The sequence below is a fragment of the Bradyrhizobium sp. SOJA106 genome (genome assembly GCF_059448745.1).
On record NZ_CM182549.1, the window covers coordinates 1 to 19962 of the forward strand.

At 66.1% G+C, this 19962-nt stretch carries 13 protein-coding genes and 3 pseudogenes; 12 read left to right on the plus strand and 4 right to left on the minus strand.

Annotated elements, in window-relative coordinates:
• From dnaA to AC5V87_RS00045, 9 genes and pseudogenes are all read left to right on the plus strand, one after another.
• Nucleotides 1-1413, plus strand: coding sequence for a chromosomal replication initiator protein DnaA (dnaA, locus tag AC5V87_RS00005; protein WP_456841590.1), 1413 nt, complete (start codon nt 1-3; stop codon nt 1411-1413).
• Nucleotides 1414-1798: 385 nt separating this feature from the next.
• Complete coding sequence (gene dnaN / locus AC5V87_RS00010) at nt 1799-2917, plus strand: DNA polymerase III subunit beta (protein ID WP_456841591.1); 1119 nt, start codon at nt 1799-1801, stop codon at nt 2915-2917.
• A gap of 197 nt (nt 2918-3114) precedes the next feature.
• Nucleotides 3115-3479 (plus strand): annotated as a pseudogene (locus tag AC5V87_RS00015) (endonuclease domain-containing protein).
• Nucleotides 3480-3565: 86 nt separating this feature from the next.
• Nucleotides 3566-4702: a DNA replication/repair protein RecF gene (gene recF / locus AC5V87_RS00020; RefSeq protein ID WP_495369632.1), complete on the plus strand. Its 1137-nt coding sequence runs from the start codon at nt 3566-3568 to the stop codon at nt 4700-4702.
• A gap of 554 nt (nt 4703-5256) precedes the next feature.
• Nucleotides 5257-7692, plus strand: a complete 2436-nt coding sequence (gene gyrB / locus AC5V87_RS00025) for a DNA topoisomerase (ATP-hydrolyzing) subunit B (protein WP_495369633.1) — start codon at nt 5257-5259, stop codon at nt 7690-7692.
• Nucleotides 7693-7918: 226 nt separating this feature from the next.
• Entirely contained in the window at nt 7919-9214 is a 1296-nt protein-coding gene (murA, locus tag AC5V87_RS00030) for a UDP-N-acetylglucosamine 1-carboxyvinyltransferase (RefSeq protein WP_495369634.1), read from the plus strand.
• A gap of 186 nt (nt 9215-9400) precedes the next feature.
• Nucleotides 9401-10795, plus strand: a complete 1395-nt coding sequence (locus AC5V87_RS00035) for an MATE family efflux transporter (protein ID WP_495369635.1) — start codon at nt 9401-9403, stop codon at nt 10793-10795.
• Nucleotides 10792-11280 carry a DUF2867 domain-containing protein gene (locus AC5V87_RS00040; protein ID WP_456841596.1) on the plus strand — a complete coding sequence of 163 codons (489 nt, stop codon included), beginning with the start codon at nt 10792-10794 and terminating at the stop codon, nt 11278-11280. Before AC5V87_RS00035 ends, AC5V87_RS00040 begins: the two co-directional genes overlap by 4 nt.
• A pseudogene (locus tag AC5V87_RS00045) lies at nt 11277-11396 on the plus strand (2-hydroxychromene-2-carboxylate isomerase); the annotation flags it as partial. The gene AC5V87_RS00040 and the pseudogene AC5V87_RS00045, both read left to right, overlap by 4 nt.
• Before the next feature lie 187 nt (nt 11397-11583).
• On the opposite strand, the gene AC5V87_RS00050 reads toward AC5V87_RS00045, so the two are convergent.
• Nucleotides 11584-12699: an FUSC family protein gene (locus tag AC5V87_RS00050; protein WP_495369636.1), complete on the minus strand. Its 1116-nt coding sequence runs from the start codon at nt 12697-12699 to the stop codon at nt 11584-11586.
• A gap of 123 nt (nt 12700-12822) precedes the next feature.
• Here AC5V87_RS00050 and AC5V87_RS00055 point away from each other — a divergent pair, with 123 nt between their 5' ends.
• A complete protein-coding gene (locus AC5V87_RS00055) occupies nt 12823-14190 on the plus strand; it encodes an MmgE/PrpD family protein (RefSeq protein ID WP_495369637.1) in 1368 nt (455 codons plus the stop codon).
• A 384-nt stretch (nt 14191-14574) separates the two neighbouring features.
• Here AC5V87_RS00055 and AC5V87_RS00060 read toward each other — a convergent pair.
• The 3 genes and pseudogenes from AC5V87_RS00060 to AC5V87_RS00070 all read right to left on the minus strand — a co-directional run.
• Nucleotides 14575-15966 (minus strand): annotated as a pseudogene (locus AC5V87_RS00060) (serine hydrolase domain-containing protein); the annotation flags it as partial.
• Nucleotides 15967-16107: 141 nt separating this feature from the next.
• Nucleotides 16108-17166, minus strand: coding sequence for an AraC family transcriptional regulator (locus AC5V87_RS00065; protein WP_495372013.1), 1059 nt, complete (start codon nt 17164-17166; stop codon nt 16108-16110).
• A 53-nt stretch (nt 17167-17219) separates the two neighbouring features.
• Nucleotides 17220-17792, minus strand: coding sequence for a GNAT family N-acetyltransferase (locus AC5V87_RS00070; RefSeq protein WP_495369638.1), 573 nt, complete (start codon nt 17790-17792; stop codon nt 17220-17222).
• Between the two features lie 64 nt (nt 17793-17856).
• Between AC5V87_RS00070 and AC5V87_RS00075 the strand changes: the two genes are divergently transcribed.
• Together AC5V87_RS00075 and AC5V87_RS00080 are read left to right on the plus strand one after the other, a co-directional pair.
• Nucleotides 17857-18774 carry a pirin family protein gene (locus AC5V87_RS00075; RefSeq protein ID WP_495369639.1) on the plus strand — a complete coding sequence of 306 codons (918 nt, stop codon included), beginning with the start codon at nt 17857-17859 and terminating at the stop codon, nt 18772-18774.
• A gap of 63 nt (nt 18775-18837) precedes the next feature.
• Nucleotides 18838-19752: a phosphoribosylaminoimidazolesuccinocarboxamide synthase gene (locus AC5V87_RS00080; protein ID WP_495369640.1), complete on the plus strand. Its 915-nt coding sequence runs from the start codon at nt 18838-18840 to the stop codon at nt 19750-19752.
• Nucleotides 19753-19962 lie beyond the last annotated feature (210 nt).

Here is a 19962-nt window from a genome sequence, read left to right on the forward strand (position 1 = left end):
ATGAACACATCGGAACAGGATCGCTGGTCGCGCGTGAAGAACCGGCTGCGCTCGAACGTTGGCGAAGACGTCTATACGAGCTGGTTTGCGCGCATGGATTTGGAAGGCGTGCAGGACGAGAGCGTACGGCTGTCGGTTCCGACCCGCTTCCTGAAGAGCTGGATCCAGGCCCATTACGCCGAGCGCGTGCTGTCGTGCTGGCAGGCCGAGATGCCCGAAGTGCATCGCATCGATCTCACCGTCCGCTCCGCGGTGCGCCCGCTGGCGGCGCCGAAGGAAGCGCCCGTGCCAGTCGAGACGCGCCGCGCGCCGGCGCCGGAATTGCGCTCGACCGCGACCGCGCCGGTCTCGGCCAATCATGATGCGCTCGGCGGCTCGCCGCTCGATCCGCGCCTGACCTTTGCAAGCTTCGTCGTCGGCCGCTCCAACACGCTGGCGCATGCCGCAGCGCGCCAGGTCGCAGAGGGACGTCGCGGCGACGCCGTGATGTTCAACCCGCTCTACATCCATGCCGGCGTCGGCCTCGGCAAAACGCATCTGCTCCAGGCCGTGACCTGGGCCGGCAATTCCGGCAACGAGCGCAAGGTGCTGTATCTCACCGCGGAAAAATTCATGTACGGCTTCGTCGCCGCGCTGAAGACGCAGACGGCGCTGGCCTTCAAGGAAGCGCTGCGCGGCATCGACGTGCTCGTCATCGACGATCTGCAATTCCTTCAAGGCAAGTCGACGCAGGCCGAATTCTGTCACACGCTGAACGCGCTGATCGACGCCGGCCGTCAGGTCGTGATCGCGGCCGACCGTCCGCCGTCCGATCTCGAAAGCTTAGATGATCGCGTCCGCTCGCGTCTCGCCGGTGGTCTCGTGGTCGAGATGGGCTCGCTCGGCGAGGAGCTGCGCCACGGCATTCTCAAGTCGCGCGTCGCGGCGGCCCGCGCCCATCATGCGACCTTCGACGTGCCGGAGGAGGTGCTGCATTATCTGGCGCGCACCATCACCCATAATGGCCGCGACCTCGAAGGCGCGATCAACCGCCTCTTGGCCCACTCCAAGCTCAACAACCAGCCGGTGACGCTGGAGATGGCCGAGCGCGAAGTGCGCGACCTGGTCCGGCCGCAGGAGCCGAAGCGGATCAAGATCGAGGACATCCAGCGCGTCGTGGCGCGGCAGTATAATGTCAGCCGCTCCGACCTCTTGTCGTCGCGCCGCACAGCCAATGTGGTGCGCCCGCGCCAGGTGGCGATGTATCTCGCCAAGACGCTGACCCTGCGCTCGCTCCCCGAGATCGGCCGCCGCTTCGGCGGACGCGACCACACCACGGTGCTGCATGCCGTGCGCAAGATCGAGGCGCTGGTCTCCAAGGACACCGCGCTCTCGGAGGAAGTGGAATCGCTGAAGCGCCAGCTTCAGGAATAAACGCCTATTTCTTTCTGCGCAGGGCTGACTGCATCCTAGCCTGCATCGGAGATCGTCATGCCCGGGCTTGTCCCGGGCATCCACGTTCTTGGTGCCGCGAGGAAAGGCGTGGATGGCCGGGACAAGCCCGGCCATGACGCGCGGAGACGTCCGTGCCCCTGACGAGGGCGTTGAGCTTCGGCACGAAAACATCGGTAAATCGTGGGGAACCACCCCCCAATCCCTTGAATCCGGGGGCTTTCCGCGCCACCTTGCGCGACCCTGAGGGCTTTGGTCATATCGGCTGGATGATCCGGCTTTCGGGGATCTTCGGTGCCGAGGCGCGCGTCCCGCCGCCCGGCCTTCTCAACGCTGTGTTTTCCTTGGGGATCGGGCGAGTAGTGCAATGAAGGTTACGGTCGAACGCGCGCAACTCCTGAAATCGCTGGGCCATGTCCACCGCGTGGTCGAACGCCGCAACACGATCCCGATCCTCGGCAACGTGCTGGTCCGGGCCGAGAATGCGAAATTGTCGCTGAAGGCGACCGACCTCGACCTCGAGGTGACGGAAACGCTCGCTGCGGAAACCGCAACCGCCGGTTCCACCACCGTGCCGGCGCACATGTTCTACGACATCGTGCGCAAGCTGCCGGATGGTTCGCAGATCGTGCTGGAGGCCGACGGCGACCGCGCGGTGCTGGCGATCCGCGCCGGCCGCTCGCGCTTCACGCTCCAGACCCTGCCGGAGAATGATTTCCCCGATCTCGCCGCCGGGGACATGTCGCATTCGTTCTCGCTGGCCGCCAAGGACGTCAAGCGGCTGATCGACCGCACCCAGTTCGCGATCTCGACGGAAGAGACGCGCTACTACCTCAACGGCATCTACCTGCACGCCGCAGGCACCGCGAAGGCCGCCACCTTGCGCGGCGTCGCCACCGACGGCCACCGCCTCGCCCAGCTCGACCTGGTGCAGCCCAAGGGCGCCGAGGGCATGCCCGGCGTGATCGTGCCGCGCAAGACCGTCGGCGAAGTGCAGCGCCTGATCGAGGACACTGAAGCCGAGATGACCATCGAGCTGTCACAGGCCAAGATCCGTTTCACCATCGGCAACGTGGTGCTGACCTCAAAGCTGATCGACGGCACCTTCCCCGACTACGGCCGCGTGATCCCGCAAGGCAACGACAAGGAGCTCGTCGTCGACAAGAAGGATTTCGAGAACGCGGTCGACCGCGTCTCCACGATCTCCAGCGAACGCGGCCGCGCCGTGAAACTCTCCCTGTCCGCGGGCAAGCTGGTGCTGTCGGTGACCAATCCTGACTCGGGCAGCGCGACCGAAGAGCTCGAGGTCGAATACGCCTCCGACGCCCTCGATATCGGCTTCAACTCCCGCTATCTGCTCGACATCGCCGCCCAGATCGAAGGCGACGTCGCCACCTTGAGGCTCGCCGACCCCGGCTCCCCGACCCTGGTGCAAGACCGCGACGACAAGAGCGCGCTGTACGTGCTGATGCCGATGCGGGTGTGAGAGGCGTGCTCCTCGCGGACATCGGAGACAACCCCTCACCCGCCGCTGCTTCGCGTCGGCACCCTCTCTCGCAGAGAGCGAGGGTGAAGCACCAGTTCCTCGGCTTGAAAAAGCGCGATGCGCGTTGTCGGGCCCTCTCCCCTTGTGGGAGAGGGCAGCTCCGCAGGCAGGTATATACTCGGTCGGGTGAGGGGTTGATGCCGCAGGATCCGTCCCATCGGCCATCCCCAAGCATCTCCGCCAACGTGCGAAGAACATGCGGCACGAGCCGACGGACGCAGAGAGGGCAATGTGGCGCTTGCTGAGGGATCGTCGGCTCTTCACATTCAAGTTTCGTCGACAGGTGCCGTTCAGAAACTACATTCTCGATCTTGTCTGCTTCGAGAAATCGCTGGTGATCGAGATCGACGGAAGCCAACACGCAGAATCACGGAAGGACGCGACTCGTGAGGCCGTGCTTGCCGCCGAAGGGTTTTGGACTTTGCGCTATTGGAACAACGACGTGCTACAGCAGCCCACCTCTGTGCTGGAGGATATCCTTGCAAAGCTTGCCGGGCGGTAAGATACCCCTCACCCGTCGCCTCACTTCGTGAGGCGCCACCCTCCCCCACAAGGGGGGAAGGCACTGCCCGGCAATGACGAGCTAAGATGACCCCCTCCCGCATTCACCGCCTGACGCTGACGCATTTTCGCAATTACCGGGCGGCGGGGCTCGAGACGGCGGCTGACATGGTGGCGCTGGTCGGGCCGAACGGGGCGGGCAAGACCAATTGCATCGAGGCGGTCTCGTTCCTGTCGCCGGGACGGGGCCTGCGGCGCGCCACGCTGGAAGATGTCGCCGACAACCAGGGCGACGGCTCCTGGGCGGTGTCGGCGCAAGTCGAGGGCGCGCTGGGGCTGGCGACGCTCGGCACCGGCATCGAGCCGCCGCGCACCGATGCCACCGTGAGCCGGCGCTGCCGCATCGACCGCGAGCCGGTGAGTTCGGCGGCCGCCTTCGGCGACCATATCCGCATGGTGTGGCTGACGCCGGCGATGGACGGGCTGTTCATGGGCGCGGCCTCGGAGCGGCGGCGCTTCTTCGACCGCCTGGTGCTCGCCATCGACAACGAGCATTCCAGCCGCATCAACGCGCTCGAACGCTCGCTGCGCTCGCGCAACCGCCTGCTCGAGACGCGCAATTACGACGACCATTGGTGTGACGCGATCGAGCGCGAGACCGCCGAGCTCGCGGTGGCGGTCGCGGCCACGCGCGGCCAGACCGCCGCACGGCTCACCGGCATGCTCAACGCACGCGCGCAGGCTTCCGCATTTCCGTCGGCGCAGATCGCGCTCGACGGCTGGATGGAGAACGCGCTGCTCGAGGAGACCGCGACCTCGGTCGAGGACCGCTACCGCCAGATCCTGCGCGACAACCGGCCGCGCGATGCCATCGCCGGCCGTACCACCGACGGTCCACACCTCACCGACCTCCAGGTCGTCTATGCGCCGAAGGGCATGCCGGCGCGCGACGCCTCGACCGGCGAGCAGAAGGCGCTGCTGATCGGCCTCGTGCTGGCGCATGCGAACCTGGTCGCCGAGATGACCGGCATCGTGCCGCTGTTGCTGCTCGACGAGGTCGTCGCGCATCTTGATCCGAACCGCCGCGCGGCGCTGTTCGACGAGCTGCGCAAGCTCGGCGCGCAGGTCTGGCTGACCGGCGCCGACCCGGCCGCCTTCGCCGAGATCGGCGCCGGCGGCGAAGTGTTTGACGTCGAGAGCGGACGAGTCTCGGCCCGGCGATAGACCTTGGCATTGAACCCGGCCGTTTTCCGCGGCGACTAGCTCTGTGAGGCCGCGCCGACGCTGTCGCAGCCGCTGCAAATCGCGCGATCACATCAAGCGCGACATCCTTGATATCCTTGGAGAGCAAGATGCGGACGGTAAGGCTCGGGACGAAAATCCCGGCACGATGGCGGGCGTTCGTGTGCGGCCTCGCCTCTGCGTGCTCGCGGCCAGCGCCAGCGCGTGGGCGCCGCACGTGGTTCACCTCTCCCGACGGAGAGGTGAACCACGTCCTTTCGGCCCCCCGAACCGTTTACTGGAAGATCCTCGGACAGCCTCACCGATCCCGTGAAAACACCGCCTTCGAGAGCCCCGGAACACGACCTCGATTCGCGCTTTTTGCAGCGCCCAGAATCGGCTCCCACCGGCCTTGAAAATCGGTCAAAAAACCCCATCTTCCCAAAGGGTTGCCGGAAGATACTTTGCGCTAGGCGCAGGCCCTCTTTCATGGCACAAATAACCTCAAATCAGCGCCTTTTGCGCCGCTGATTCGGGCGACATCTCGAAGGCCTCTCATGACAGAACCAGCTCGGCAGCCGCGTGCCGAAAACGAGCCCTCCAACGCGAGCGATTACGGTGCGGAATCGATCCGCGTGCTCAAGGGTCTCGATGCCGTCCGCAAGCGCCCGGGCATGTATATCGGCGACACCGACGACGGCTCGGGCCTGCACCACATGGTCTACGAGGTCGTCGACAACGCCATCGACGAGGCGCTGGCGGGCCACGCCACGCGCGTCGAGGTGATTCTCAACGCCGACAATTCCGTCACCGTGCGCGACGACGGCCGCGGCATTCCGGTCGACATCCACAAGGGCGAAGGCATCTCGGCGGCCGAGGTCATCATGACCCAGCTCCACGCCGGCGGTAAATTCGACCAGAATTCCTACAAGGTCTCCGGCGGCCTGCACGGCGTCGGCGTCTCCGTCGTCAACGCGCTGTCGAGCAAGCTGATGCTTCGCATCTGGCGCGACGATAAGGAGCACTATATCGAGTTCGCCCATGGCGATGCCGTGGCACCGCTGGCGGTCGTCGGCGATGCTCCCGGCAAGCGCGGCACCGAGGTGACGTTCCTGGCCTCGACCGAGACCTTCAAGAACATCGAATATGACTTCGCCACCCTCGAGCACCGCCTGCGCGAGCTCGCCTTCCTCAATTCCGGCGTCCACATCGCCCTCTCCGACATGCGCCACGCCGTCGAGAAGCGCGAGGAGATGTACTATTCCGGCGGCGTCGAGGAGTTCGTCAAATATCTCGACCGCAACAAGAAGGCCCTGGTGCCGACGCCGATCATGGTGCGCTCGGAGGCCAACGGCATCGGCGTCGAGGCCGCTTTGTGGTGGAACGACAGCTACCATGAGAACGTGCTGTGCTTCACCAACAACATCCCGCAGCGTGACGGCGGCACCCATCTGGCCGGTTTCCGCGGCGCGCTGACGCGTCAGGTCAACGGCTATGCCGAGGCCAACGCCAAGAAGGAAAAGATCGCGCTCACCGGCGACGATTGCCGCGAAGGCCTCACCGCCGTCTTGTCGGTGAAGGTGCCGGATCCGAAATTCTCGTCGCAGACCAAGGACAAGCTGGTGTCCTCGGAAGTGCGCCCCGTGGTCGAGAACGTGCTCAACGAGGCACTCCAGGCCTGGTTCGAGGAGCACCCGTCCGAGGCCAAGATGATCGTCGGCAAGGTGATCCAGGCGGCCGCCGCGCGCGAGGCCGCGCGAAAGGCGCGCGAGCTGACGCGCAAGAGCCCGCTCTCGGTCTCCTCATTGCCCGGCAAGCTTGCCGACTGCCAGGAAAAGGATCCGGCCAAATCCGAGCTCTTCATCGTCGAGGGTGACTCGGCAGGCGGCAGCGCCAAGCAGGGCCGCAACCGCGAATTCCAGGCCGTCTTGCCGCTGCGCGGCAAGATCTTGAACGTGGAGCGCGTCCGCCCCGACAAGATGCTGTCGTCGGAACAGATCGGCACGCTGATCACGGCACTCGGCACCGGCATCAGCGACGACTTCTCGGTCGAGAAGCTGCGCTACCACAAGATCATCGTGATGACGGACGCCGACGTCGACGGCGCTCACATCCGCACGCTGCTGCTCACCTTCTTCTACCGGCAGATGCGCGACATCATCGACGGCGGCTATCTCTATATCGCCCAGCCGCCGCTCTATAAGGTTTCGCGCGGCAAGTCCGAGCAATATCTGAAGGACGAGCGGGCGCTGGAAGACTATCTGATCGACGCCGGTCTCGACGACTGCGTGTACATCCCCGGCACCGGTGGCGACCGCTCGGGGCGCGATTTGCGCGCGCTGGTCGACGACGCCCGCGTGGTCCGCAGCATCCTGCGCAATCTGCACAGCCGCTATAACCGCAAGGTGGTTGAGCAAGCCGCCATCACCGGCGTGCTGAACAAGACGATCTACGGCAATCCCGAGAACGCGACGGCCGCCGCGCAGTACATCGCAAGCCGGCTGGACAACCAGGCCGAAGAGGTCGAGCGCGGCTGGGTCGGGCAATTCGTCGAGGGCCAGGGTTTTGTGTTCGAGCGCACCGTGCGCGGCGTCAAGGAAGCGGCCGTGATCGACGACGCGTTGCTCGGCTCGGCCGAGGCCCGCAAGCTCGACGAGTACACGACCAAGCTCCAGGACGTCTACGCCCGCTCCGGCAAGCTGCGGCGCAAGGACAGCGAGCACGTGGTGCACGGCCCGGTCGATTTGTTCGAGGCGGTCACCGATGCGGGGCGCAAGGGCATCACACTGCAGCGCTACAAAGGTCTCGGCGAGATGAACCCGGAGCAGCTCTGGGAGACCACGCTCGACACCGAGGCCCGCTCGCTCTTGCAGGTGAAGGTCAAGGAAGTCGACGAGGCCGACGACATCTTCACCAAGCTGATGGGCGACGTGGTCGAGCCGCGCCGCGACTTCATCCAGGAACATTCGCTCAGCGCGACGATCGATATCTGAGGCCGGTTAAGCCGAGGGCTCGCTGCAACCTCTCCCGCTTGCGTGCGGGAGGTCGGCGTGGCCCGCCAATGCGAAGCATCGTCCGGATCCGCGCGTTCCGCGCGCCTCACCATGAGGGATCAACAGCCGTTTCGGAGCGGCAATAGCGCCCACCACAATTGCTCCCGCGCGCGATTCTCTGTACTTTCCGCCCGAAACAGCCCGGCCCCCAACAGGACAGAACCAAGTGGCGCCCATCCAATACATCGTCGAGGGCGGTCACCGGCTCTCGGGCTCGATCGAGCCGTCCGGCAACAAGAATTCGGCGCTGCCGATCATCGCGGCCGCCCTGCTCACCGAGCATCCGGTGACGCTTCAGAACGTGCCGCGGATCCGCGACACCGAGACGCTGGTCGAGCTGGTCCGCTCGGTCGGCGCGGCGGCGGAGTGGATCGAGCGCAACACGCTTCACATCCACGCCAAGAGCATTCGCGCCGCCGATCTCGATCCCGAGCTCTGCGTGCGCATCCGCGCCTCGATCCTGCTCGCCGGTCCCCTGCTGGCGCGCTGCGGCGAATTGATGCTGCCGCCGCCCGGCGGCGACGTCATCGGCCGGCGCCGGCTGGACACGCATGTGCTGGCGCTGGAGCAGCTCGGGGCCAAAGTCACCGCGACCGACCGGCTGGAGTTCCGCGCGCCGCGGCTGACGGGCGCCGACGTGTTCCTGGACGAGCCCAGCGTCACCGCGACCGAGAACGCGCTGGTCGCGGCGGTCGCCGCCGACGGCGCTACTTATTTGCGCAACGCGGCGTCCGAGCCGCATGTGCAGGACCTCGCCAACTTTCTGGTCGCGCTCGGCGCCAGGATCGAGGGCGTCGGCACCAACACTATGACCATTCATGGGGCGGCGACGCTGGGCGGGACGACCTACCGGATCCAGCCCGACCACATCGAGGTCGGCTCGCTGATCGGGCTTGCCGCCGTGACGCGCTCGCCCTTGCGCATCACGCGCGCCGGCGTCGAGCATCTGCGCTCGATCCGCATGGGGTTCGAGCGGCTCGGCATCGTCTGCCGCGTCGAGGGCGACGATCTCATCGTGCCCTCCAACCAGACATTGAAGATCCAGGACGATTTCGGCGGCCACGTGCCGAAGCTGGAGGACCAGCCCTGGCCCGCCTTCCCGGCCGATCTGATGTCGATCGCGATCGTCACCGCCACGCAATGCGAGGGCGTGATCCTGATGTTCGAGAAGATGTTCGAATCCAGGATGTTCTTCGTCGACAAGCTGATCGGGATGGGCGCGCGCATCGTGCTCTGCGATCCGCACCGCGCCATCATCGCCGGTCCCAGCCGGCTGCACGGCGCGACGCTGAGCTCGCCCGACATCCGCGCCGGCATGGCCATGCTGCTCGCGGCGGTGTGCGCCGAGGGCACTTCGACGATCAACAACGCCGACCAGATCGAGCGCGGCTACGAGCGCATCGAGGAGCGCCTCAACGCGCTCGGCGCCAAGATCAAGCGCGTGCCGGAGCGGAAGGGGTGACGCCGCTTCCACTTTCAGAAATGGTCTCGTGCCCCGGACGCGGCGCAGCACGTCGGTGATGCGCTGCTGAGCCGGGGCCCATACGGCAAAGAGCTACACTCGTGACTCCTGGGTCCCGGCTCGCGCTTCGCGCGTCCGGGACGCGAGAGCCATGTTTTCGACCAGCGGCTGTGCTATTCACCCGCCATGCTCGACACCGTCCAACATCATTCGCAGCCGCAGGCCGGCGTGCCGCAGAACCATCTCGCGCAGGAACTGGTCGAGACGCTGCGGCTGGCCGTGCCGATGATGCTGACGCAGCTCGGCCAGATCGCGATGATCACCACCGATCTCGCGCTGATCGGGCGGCTCGGCGAGGATTCCGTCGCCGCGGCCGCGCTGGCGCATACGGTCTATTTCGTCAGCTTCACCTTCGGGCTCGGCCTGATGTCCGCGGTGTCGCCGTTGGCGGCGCAGGCATTCGGCGCCAGCGATGTCAGGCGGATCCGCCGCTCCTTGCGCGTCGGGCTGTGGGCCGCGCTGCTGATCTCGCTGCCGATGATGGCCTCGCCGCTCTATGGCGAGCAGATCCTGCTGGTGCTCGGCCAGGCGCCGCAATCGGCCGCGCTCGCCCAGCGCTATCTCAACGGCCTTGCCTGGGGCATCGCGCCGGCACTCGGCTTCATCGCGCTGCGCAGCATGATGAGCGCGGTGAACCGGCCGCAGGCGCCGCTGTGGATCACCATTGCGGCGATCCCCGTCAATGCCGCACTGGTTTATTGCCTGATCCACGGCCTGTTCGGCCTGCCCGAACTCGGCCTGTTCGGCGCGGGGCTTGCGACCACGCTGGTCAATCTCGGCACCTTCGTCGCCGCGCTCGCCATCGCCGCATGGCGCAAGCCGTTCGCGGATTATCATCCGCTCGCCCATCTCTGGCGGATCGACTGGCCCTTGATGCGCCAGCTCATCGTCGTCGGCGCGCCGATCTCGTTCTCGCTGCTGCTGGAATATGGCCTGTTCTCTTCGGCGGCATTGCTGATGGGGTTGATCTCGACGGCCGCGATCGCCGCGCACCAGATCGCGCTCCAGATCACCGCCGTGCTGTTCATGGTGCCGCTCGGCATCGGCATGGCGGCGACGGTGCGGGTCGGCCAGGCCTTCGGCCGCAACGAGCCGCTTGCGGTCACGCGCGCGGGCCTCGTCGCGGCCCTGCTCGGCATCGTCCTGGTCTCCGCCCTGACTGTCGTCATCATCAGCGGCCGTTATCAGGTTGGGCGGCTGTTCTTCGGCAGCGGCGAGGCCAGCGCGCCAACGGTCGAGCTGACGGCGACGCTGCTGGTGGTCGGCGCGACCTTCTTCATCGCCGACGGCCTGCAGACCATCATGGGCGGCGCGCTGCGCGGCATCAATGACACCAGGATGACACTGGTGTTCGCGGCGATCGGCTATTGGTGCGTGGCATTTCCCGTCGGCTGGGTGCTGGCTTTCAACGCCGGCTTCGGCGCGGTCGGCATCTGGATCGGGTTCTCGGTCGGGACGTTCGTCTATGCCGGCCTCCTGATCTTGCGCTTCCACATGCTGACGCGCAAAATGGCGGGATGATCGGGACCGTCCGCGAAGTCGCTCCTAATGTCGATGCCGGCGCGCTGCTGTCGGGCGCCCAGTTCATCGATGCCTTTCGTGTCGAGGTCGGCGCGAGGCAATTGAGCGCCCGCGAGGCTTGCACCCAAATGGTGCTGCACGGGCCGCGCTGGATCGATGCGCTGACGCGCTTGCGCAACATCCTGGTGAAACCCTTCGGACTGAAGACGTCGGGCGAGGGTGCTCCGGCTCCGCACGGGATGATCGGCCTGTTTCCAGTGCTGAGCGAGACGCCGGAGCGGCTAATCGCCGGGTTTGACGACTACCATCTCGATTTTCGCGTCGTGGTTGACGTCACCGGCGAGGCGGTGGACCGGCGCGTGACATTGACCACGTTGGTGCGGACCAACAATCTGCTCGGACGTGCGTATCTCACGTTGATCGTACCGTTCCACAAGCTCGTGGCCCGCAGCATGATGGCAGACATCGTGGAGCCGGTCCGATGACCCTGTCGGTCGAGCTCTTCTACTCCTACCGGAGTCCCTTCAGCTATCTGGCGCTGCCGAAAACGCTGAGGCTCGTCGAGCAATATGATCTCGCGGTGAACCTGCGTCCTGTCTACTTGCACGGCCTGAGCAAGCGCCTCGTCCTTCGAGACGACCGCTCTGCGGTCTCCTCAGGATGAGGCTAATCGGGATCGGAGCCTGCTGAAATGGCGGCCACGCACTCCGTCCTCATCCTGAGAAGCCCGCGCAAAGCGGGCGTCTCGAAGGATGGCCGCAGGGAAGCCGCTTCCATGTGCCATTGCCCTACTCCGCCACGCGCGCGGACTTGTCGCTTGCTACCTCCGACCATTCGCCGACGACGCGGTCGAGATCGCAGAGGTTCTGGTGCATCTGCTCCAGGGAGAAGCCGAGCGCGAAGAAACGCTCGGCGGTGTCGCCGGGATGGCCGCGGATCAGGCCATCCTGGCGCACGGCGGCGACCGCCTCGGCATAGTGCTGAAGCGCGACGTGGACGGGATGGATCGGCGGCGCGCCGGCGCCCTCGCGCAAGGCCGCAGCGGCCGCGCGCAGGAAGCGCGCGATCACCGTGGAGACCTCCGTCAGGGGCGCAGCGAGCCGCATCTGCACCTCGACCGGCAGCGGCACTACGGTGGCGCGGCCGATCATCACGACGTCATGGCGCAGCCGCAGCACGGTGCGCAGCAAGGGACCCGTGTCGGGCCCGCTCGACAGCCGCGCGGCGCGCTCGCGCTCGGCCTCGGCGCCGATGGCGTTCATGCCGACCATCGCGGTGCCGATGCCGTCCTGGATCCGGTGCAGCGCGTCGTTGTCGCGGCCGCGCGTCAGGCCGGCGAGCAGCTCGGTGAAGGCATCGGCGATCAGCTCGAGCAGCTTTGCCGCACTGGCGCGGATCTGCCGTACCGCGCGCGAGGGCAGCACCAGGAACGACACGAGCAATCCGGTGACCGCGCCGACGCCGACCTCGCTGACGCGGTCGATCGCCGAGGTCATGGGATCGGAGTGATGCATGGTCGGAACCAGCAGCACGATCACGGCCGTCACCGTCGCGGCGCTGAGGCTCGGATTGATCGCGGCGATGAAGGCGAGCGGGGCGACCGAGAGCACCAAGAGGCCGAGCAGACCCGCCTCGCTCGAGTAGGGGATCAGGATCGCGATGGCGCCGCCATAGATCGCGCCGCCGATGGTGCCGAGCACATAGTCACGCGTCGCCTTCAGCGAGCGCCCGACGCTCATCTGGGTCACGATCAGCGAGGTCAGGACAGCCCAGAGCGGCAGCAAGAGATGCAACGCGGTGGCGATCGCATAGGCCGCGGTCGCGGCCACGGTGACGCGGATCGCCAGTCCCAGCTGCGTCCGTCGTGACCGGATCCGCTCGAAAGCCTTCTTCGCGAATGTCATCGTCAGAAGCCCCGCTCCAATCCCTCGCAACCAAGCCAAAGCATAGCTGATGCCCGCGGAAGCAAGGCGGCTTGAAAGGCCAAATCAGCCCGCCTAACTTGCGCGCCAAAACGAGGAAACACGATGGCCCACGAAACCGCAACGCTCGCCGCCTATGTCGTCAATCTGAAATGCCAGGATATTCCGGCGGAGGTGCTGGATCGCGCCAAGGTGCTGACGCTGGACTTCCTCGGCAGCGCCATCCGGGCCCGCAGCGAGGCGGAATCCACCCCCTCGATCCTGAAGATGCTGGAGGCGCTCGCGCTCGACACCAAGGGCGAGTCCACCGTGTTCGGCGATACAAAGACCTGGACGCCGGCGGTCGCAGCGCTGCTCAATGGCGCGCTGGGCCATTCCCTCGACTTCGACGACACCCATGCCGATTCATCGCTGCATCCGAGTGCGCCGGTGGTTCCGGCCGCCTTCGCCGTCGGCGAGATGGTCGGCGCGTCCGGGCGCGACGTGCTGACCGCGATCGTCGCGGGCTATGAGGTGTGCTGCCGGCTCGGCAACGCGCTCGACCCGACCTCGCATTATGCGCGCGGCTTCCATCCGACCGCGACCGCCGGCACCTATGGCGCCGCCGCGGCGGCTGGAAAGCTGTTCGGCTTGTCCGAGAAGCAGATCATCTCCGCCTTCGGCGTGTCCGGCAGCCAGGCCGCGGGCTCGCTGCAATTTCTGGTCAACGGCGCCTGGAACAAGCGCTACCAGGTCGGCGCCGCCGCGATGAATGGCGTGATCGCCGCGACGCTGGCGCGCAATGATTTCGTCGGGTCGACCGAATCGGTCGAAGGCAAGCACGGCCTGCTCGCCGGCTACACCGACGATGCGCATCCGGACAAGGCGGTGGCCGAGCTCGGCAAGAGCTACGAGACCATGAAGATCGGCGTCAAACCCTATCCGAGCTGCCGCTACACCCATGCTGCGATCGACGCGCTGATCGCGATGCGGCGCGACCACAATCTGACCCCCGACCAGGTCAAGCGCGTCGAGATCGGCCTGCATCGCAACGGCATCACCCTGACCGGCGATGCCGCCACCAAGCGCCATCCGCGCTCGATCGTCGGCGGTCAGTTCTCGATGTTCTTCACCGGCGCGCTCGCGCTCGATCAGGGCTCGTTCGGCTGGGACGATTACAACCGCCTTGGCGACGCCGCCATCGACGCGCTCGCCGACAAGTTCGACGTGGTGCAGGACGACCGGCTCGAGGTCGGCCGCACCCATCCGTTCGGCGCGCGCGTCAGCATCACCACGGATGATGGCGTCCATGAGCGGCTCTACGCCGATCCCTCCGGCGAGCCGACGTCGTTTCCCGACACGCAGGCCATGCAGCAGAAGTTTCTGACCTTGGCCCGCCCGGTGCTGAACGCGCGGGCGGAGAAGTTTGCCGACGCGATCATGACGCTGGAGCGGTTCGACCGCGTGGCGCAGGCGACGGAGCTTGCGAGGTAGGAGGCGTCTCTTCGCCTCGCCCCGCTTGCGTGGAGAGGCCGGAATGCGCGCGAACTCTCCGCGAATCCGACTCTCACCTCCCTCGCGGAGACTCCCCCTCACCCCAACGCTCTCCCCTCAAGCGGCAGGGCAATCGCATATGGCTTGCACGATGCGGCGGCATCGGCACTGGGCTCCCTCTCTCGCTTGCGGGAGAGGGTTGGGGAGAGGGTGTCTCCGCAACGGGATAATCCCCCAGAGGAAAGAGCCCTCACCCGCCGCGCTCTGCGAGCGCGTCGGCCTCTCCCGCAAGTGGGAGAGGCGGAGCAAGCCCGCAGACAGTCCCGTGAACTTCATGTGCGATTCCCCTGCCGCAAACAGGGCAAGGGGGGAAGAGGTGGGGTGCGTCGCCGCCACCACATCGCGTACGAGATCGAACACGCCGTCTGCTTCCGGCGGCCAGTTCGGCGAGCGGCCCATCCGCACGATCACCAGCTTCTCGGACGGGATCACGATGGTGTACTGCCCGATCGTGCCCTTGGCGAAGAAGGCATCGCGCGGCCAGCCGTGTGTGACGCGAAAGTTGGCGCCAAAGCTGTCGCCCTGGTTGGTCCAGAAGCCGGCGCCGATGCCGACCCATCCGCCCGGCGTCGCCGTGGCCGAATAGTTCACCCAGCCCTCCGGCAAGATGCGCTTGCCGCCCACGATCCCGTCATCGAGATAGAGCTGGCCGAAGCGCGCCCAGTCGCGCGCGGAGGCGAGCATCTCGCTCGAGCCCTCGATCGTGCCTGAACCGTCGAGCTGGAGCGTGACATGGCGCATACCGAGCGGCGCGAACAATTCGCGGCGTGCAAAGCGGAGCGCATCTGCGGGACTGCCGCCGGCGGCATTGCGGATCAGATGCGAGAGGATGAGCATGTTGCCGTCGTGATAATTCCACGCCGTGCCCGGCGCGGTGGCAAGCGGAATGCTCTCGGCATAGGCCGCCATGTCGGTCTCCATGAACTTCATGCGGTTGACTGGCTCGAACGCCGAACCGAGCGAGGCCTGCAGCGACCTGCCGAGCGCAAGGCCCGCGGTATGGCGCAGCAGCTGATCGATGGTGATCACGCGGCGTGGATCGTCGGCATTCTTCCAGGCTGCGACCGGCGCGGGCGCGTCGAGCTTCAGCTTGCCGTGGCGCACGAGGATTCCAATGAGCGCCGAGATCATGGACTTCGTCATGGAGAAGCTGAGCAGCGGCGTCTCCGGCCCGATGCCGTCGGCGTAGCGCTCGGCGATGATGCGGCCCGACTTCATCACGACGACCGCGCGGGTGCGGCGGTAGGGCGGCTGCGCGGACTCGGTGAAGGCGCGATCGAGTGCCGCAGCGAGCTCGGGAGTTTGCGGCGGCACGACCGAAGGGCCGGCGATCTCCGGCAATAGCGCGGGCTGCCTCTCGTCCGGCGGTGGCGCGACGTCGGTGATGCCACTGCCATGCTCGAGCGTGCAGCCGAGCCCCTCGCGATAAACGGCGTGGCTGCGGCCGATGCCAAACAGCGTCACGGTGACGTCCTTGCGCGTGCGGTCGACGTGATAGTCCATCGCCCAGGTGATCAGCCCGGTCCCGGGCATGGCGTCGTTGGTCTCGGTGAAGTTGCGGCGAGGGTCGAGGCCGGAGACGAACGTCTCCGAGCACAGGATGTCGGCGACGAACCCGGTCGCGACCTTTGGTACGTCGCGGGCCCGTGCGGCGCCGAGCGCGAGGCCGGCAGCGGCGATGGTGGTGGTGAGGAGGACGATCTGGCGGCGGGTCACGGCTTTTCTCCGGCTGGGGACGTGGCGGGAGGAAGCCGGAACCGGCGGAGGAGCGCTCGCCGGATTTGGAACAGGGCCTGATTGAAGTCGTAGCGGGCTGGTCGATTTTGAAATAGTTCAGCGATTACAGCGGCTTAAAATCTAGACCGCATTCACCTTCAGCCGCCGATACTCCGTCGGCGTCACGCCCGTGACTGCCTTGAAGGCACGATTGAACGGGCCGAGCGACTGGAAGCCGGCGTCCATGGCGATGGTGATGACGGGGACTTCGGCCTGGGCGGGATCGGCCAGCGCGGCCTTGGCTTCCTCGATGCGGTGGTTATTGAGGAACACATTGAAGTTGCGGTAGCCGAGGCGCTGGTTGATCAGCCGGCGCAACCGGTATTCGGGAATTTTCAGCCGGCCCGCCAGCGCGCCAATGGTGATGTTCTCCTGGCGATAGATCCGCTCGTCCGCCATCAGCCGCATCAGGGCTTCGATGAGCTTTTGATCGACGGCGTCATCCGTGGCTTGCGGACTGAAAACGACCGCTGGCGCGGCCTCCGCGGCAACCGAAAACAGATCGCCTTCATCGACGCGCATCATCGTACAGGCAATGGCCGCGACGATGCCGGCGAGCACACCGGCGTTGATCGTGTTGCCGACGTCGCCGACGCTGTCGGCAACCAGGATCTGAAGCACTGCATTCAGCCCACCATAAAGTGCGGCGGCGCAGACAATGAAGACGCGAACATTGCGGCGGCGCTCAACCAGATCGGCTGGCCACGACTTGATCATCTGCGCGACTGCGAGCGCGATGAATCCCAGCACGATCAGATTGACGACCGTCACGGAGAATCGCGCGTTTCCGCCCGGTGCGATCCAGAGACATCCGGCAAAGCTGAACGCAGTCACCGCAGCCCAGATCATCCCGTGCCACCAGCGCAGGCGGAACTCATCGTCGAACAGCGCGCGTGTGAACAGCCAGAACACGACGATATTGCCGGTCGACAGCGCGATCAGCGGCGCGTGCCAGCCTGCGGCCAGAGAAGAGACGCCCACCGAGTAGCTCGCCGCATGCGCGGCCGATCCGAGTGCGAAGGCCGCGCCGAGCCGCCCCGCCAGCACGTTGCGGAAATCGGAGACCAATGATGCCGCCAGCACCAGCAACAGCGCCACGCTGGCGGCGCGGAAGGCGAGTTCGAGGTTGGTCAGCAGCATCCGGTCGGTCCGCTTCGTCGGCGCCATGAACTTAGGTCAGATCGGAGATCGATTCAATTTTGCCGGCGCCACAAGGCCCGCGACGTGATCCAGGCGTCGGCAGGCTTGCCGAACAGGTCGATCTGTCGCTCCTTCCGTGCACCCAGGCTGCGCGCCACGGCTTGCGATGGCACGTTCTCGCTCTCGATGCAGTGCATGATCTCGTCGATCTCAAAACTGTCGAACGACCAGTCGATCGATGCGCGGGCCGCCTCGACCGCATAACCCTTGCCGCGATACTCCCTGGCAATGCCCCAGCCGACCTCGAAGGCGGGCCAGCCCGGCGGGCACCAGGGACCGACGCGCCCGACATATTTGCCGCTCGATTTCTCCTCGACCGCGAACATGCCGAAGCCATAAAGCGCCCAATGCCCGGACATCACGGCCGCGTTGCGCCAGCCGCCGATCTCGGTGGTCACGGGCTTGCCGTCCGGCGCGATGAAGCGGGCGGTGCCGGGATCGGTCAACATGGCGGCGTTCGGCGCGACGTCGCTGGCGCGCCACGGCCTCAGGATGAGGCGTTCCGTCTCTATTCTGGGACCGGTGGCCTGGAGCAGAACGGCGCCAGGCTTGAGCGGCGGAATCATCAGTCTCCTCCCGTTCCCATCATTGTTCTGCTACGATCATACCAGCAAAGAACAGGAGTCCACCATGAGCTGGCAGCCCTCCAACGATCCCGTGCTCGGTGATCCCATGTCCTGCGACGCGCTCGATCTCGTCATCGTGCCGCGCACGCGCGACCTCGGCGACGGATTTCAGGTTCGACGCGCGCTGCCGCATGGCAAGCGGCAGATGGTCGGGCCCTTCATCTTCTTTGATCATTTCGGACCGGTGCAGTTCGTCTCCGGCAAGGGCATGGATGTGCGGCCGCATCCGCATATCGGGCTTGCCACCGCCACCTACCTGTTCGACGGCGCCATCATGCATCGCGACAGCGAGGGCAACATCCAGGAGATCTCGCCGGGCGCGATGAACCTGATGACGGCCGGCCGCGGCATCGCGCATTCCGAGCGCACGCCGGATGCACAGCGCGCGTCCGGGCAGAAGATGCTGGGCCTGCAGAGCTGGATCGCGCTGCCGGCTGGATCGGAAGAGATCGCCCCCTCGTTCCAGCATTACGCCGCGGGCGATTTGCCGATGATCTCCGAGCGCGATTTCACCGCGCGAGTGATCGCGGGCTCCGCCTTCGGCATCACCTCGCCCGTGTCGATGGTGTCGCCCTGGTTCTATACCGAGGTCACGGCGGTGGCGGGCGCGACCGTGCCGCTCGACCCCGATCAAGAGGAGCGCGCGATCTATATCGTCGACGGCGAGGTCGAGATCGCTCATGAGCGCTATGAGGGGCCGCGGCTGCTGATCTTCCGCCCGGGCGACCGCATCACCGTGAAGGCGCTCAAGGCGACGCGGATGATGTTTCTCGGCGGCGATGCGCTGGAGGGCCCGCGCCACATCTGGTGGAATTTCGTCTCCTCCAGCAAGGAGCGCATCGAGCAGGCCAAGCAGGACTGGAAAACCGGCCGCTTCGCCGCGGTTCCGCAGGAACATGAGTTCATTCCGCTGCCGGAATAGGCTAATCCGGTTTCCGGCCGCGCCATCAGACGCGGCCGGACGTCCCGTGCGAAAGCTTACCCGATGACCACCATGCTCTCCAGCAACCTGCCGCTGCCGAAGATCGGCCGTGGCAAGGTGCGCGATATCTACGCCGTCGACGACGACCGCCTGCTGCTCGTCACCACCGACCGCATCAGCGCCTTCGACGTCGTGATGGGCGAGACCATCCCGATGAAAGGCGCGGTGCTGACGCAAATCAGCGCGTTCTGGTTCGGCAAGCTCGAAGGCGTGGTGCCGCATCACATGATCAGCGCCGACACCGACGAGATCATCGCCGCCGTGCCTGCGCTGAAGCCGCATCGCGCCGAGATCCTCGGCCGCGCCATGCTTTGCAAGCGGACCAGAGTCTTTCCGATCGAATGCGTCATCCGCGGCTACCTCTCGGGCTCGGCCTGGAAAGAGTACGCGGCCAGCGGCACGCTCGCCGGCGAGAAGCTGAAGGCAGGTCTCGTCGAAAGCGAGAAGCTGGAGCCTTCGATCTTTAGCCCGGCGACCAAGGCCGAAAGTGGCCATGACGAGAACATCACCATCGCGAAGATGCGCGACGTCGTCGGCGACGAGGTCGCCTACACGCTCGAGAGCATGACGCGCGCGGTCTACACGCTCGGCGAGGAGCTGGCGCGCGAGCAGGGCATCATCATCGCGGACACCAAGTTCGAGTTCGGTCGCGACAAGGACGGCCGCATCATCCTGATCGACGAGGTGATGACGCCGGATTCCTCGCGCTTCTGGGCGGTCGACGCCTACAAGCCCGGCCAGCCGCAGGCGAGCTTCGACAAGCAACCCTTGCGCGACTATCTCGACGTCGAGCGCCGCGCCGGCCGCTGGAACGGCGACGCCCCAGCGCCGCCTCTGCCGGCCAGCGTGGTGGAGGCTACCAGCAAGCGGTATCTGGAGGCGTATCGGCGGGTGACTGGTAAGGAGCTGACGATTTAGGCCCTCGCAGCCTCAAAAACCGGATGCCTCACCCGGATGAGCGAAGTGCAATCCGGGCCACGAGGAGACGTCGGGCTGCCCAGCTCTCCAGATATGTCCGGCAGAGCGCGACGAAACATCGTGGCGAGGGACATCCCCATGGTCCTTGATCCCGATCTTCATCAACGGCCGTTGAAAGACCGGACCGTCCGGTTGCGCTAGGGTCGCAGC

Coding starts and splice junctions, on each gene's coding strand:
- dnaA (WP_456841590.1), top strand. CDS start 1: ATGAACACATCGGAACAGGATCGCTGGTCGCGCGTGAAGAACCGGCTG.
- dnaN (WP_456841591.1), top strand. CDS start 1,799: ATGAAGGTTACGGTCGAACGCGCGCAACTCCTGAAATCGCTGGGCCAT.
- recF (WP_495369632.1), top strand. CDS start 3,566: ATGACCCCCTCCCGCATTCACCGCCTGACGCTGACGCATTTTCGCAAT.
- gyrB (WP_495369633.1), top strand. CDS start 5,257: ATGACAGAACCAGCTCGGCAGCCGCGTGCCGAAAACGAGCCCTCCAAC.
- AC5V87_RS00035 (WP_495369635.1), top strand. CDS start 9,401: ATGCTCGACACCGTCCAACATCATTCGCAGCCGCAGGCCGGCGTGCCG.
- AC5V87_RS00040 (WP_456841596.1), top strand. CDS start 10,792: ATGATCGGGACCGTCCGCGAAGTCGCTCCTAATGTCGATGCCGGCGCG.
- AC5V87_RS00050 (WP_495369636.1), bottom strand. CDS start 12,699: ATGACATTCGCGAAGAAGGCTTTCGAGCGGATCCGGTCACGACGGACG.
- AC5V87_RS00055 (WP_495369637.1), top strand. CDS start 12,823: ATGGCCCACGAAACCGCAACGCTCGCCGCCTATGTCGTCAATCTGAAA.
- AC5V87_RS00065 (WP_495372013.1), bottom strand. CDS start 17,166: ATGCTGCTGACCAACCTCGAACTCGCCTTCCGCGCCGCCAGCGTGGCG.
- AC5V87_RS00070 (WP_495369638.1), bottom strand. CDS start 17,792: ATGATTCCGCCGCTCAAGCCTGGCGCCGTTCTGCTCCAGGCCACCGGT.
- AC5V87_RS00075 (WP_495369639.1), top strand. CDS start 17,857: ATGAGCTGGCAGCCCTCCAACGATCCCGTGCTCGGTGATCCCATGTCC.
- AC5V87_RS00080 (WP_495369640.1), top strand. CDS start 18,838: ATGACCACCATGCTCTCCAGCAACCTGCCGCTGCCGAAGATCGGCCGT.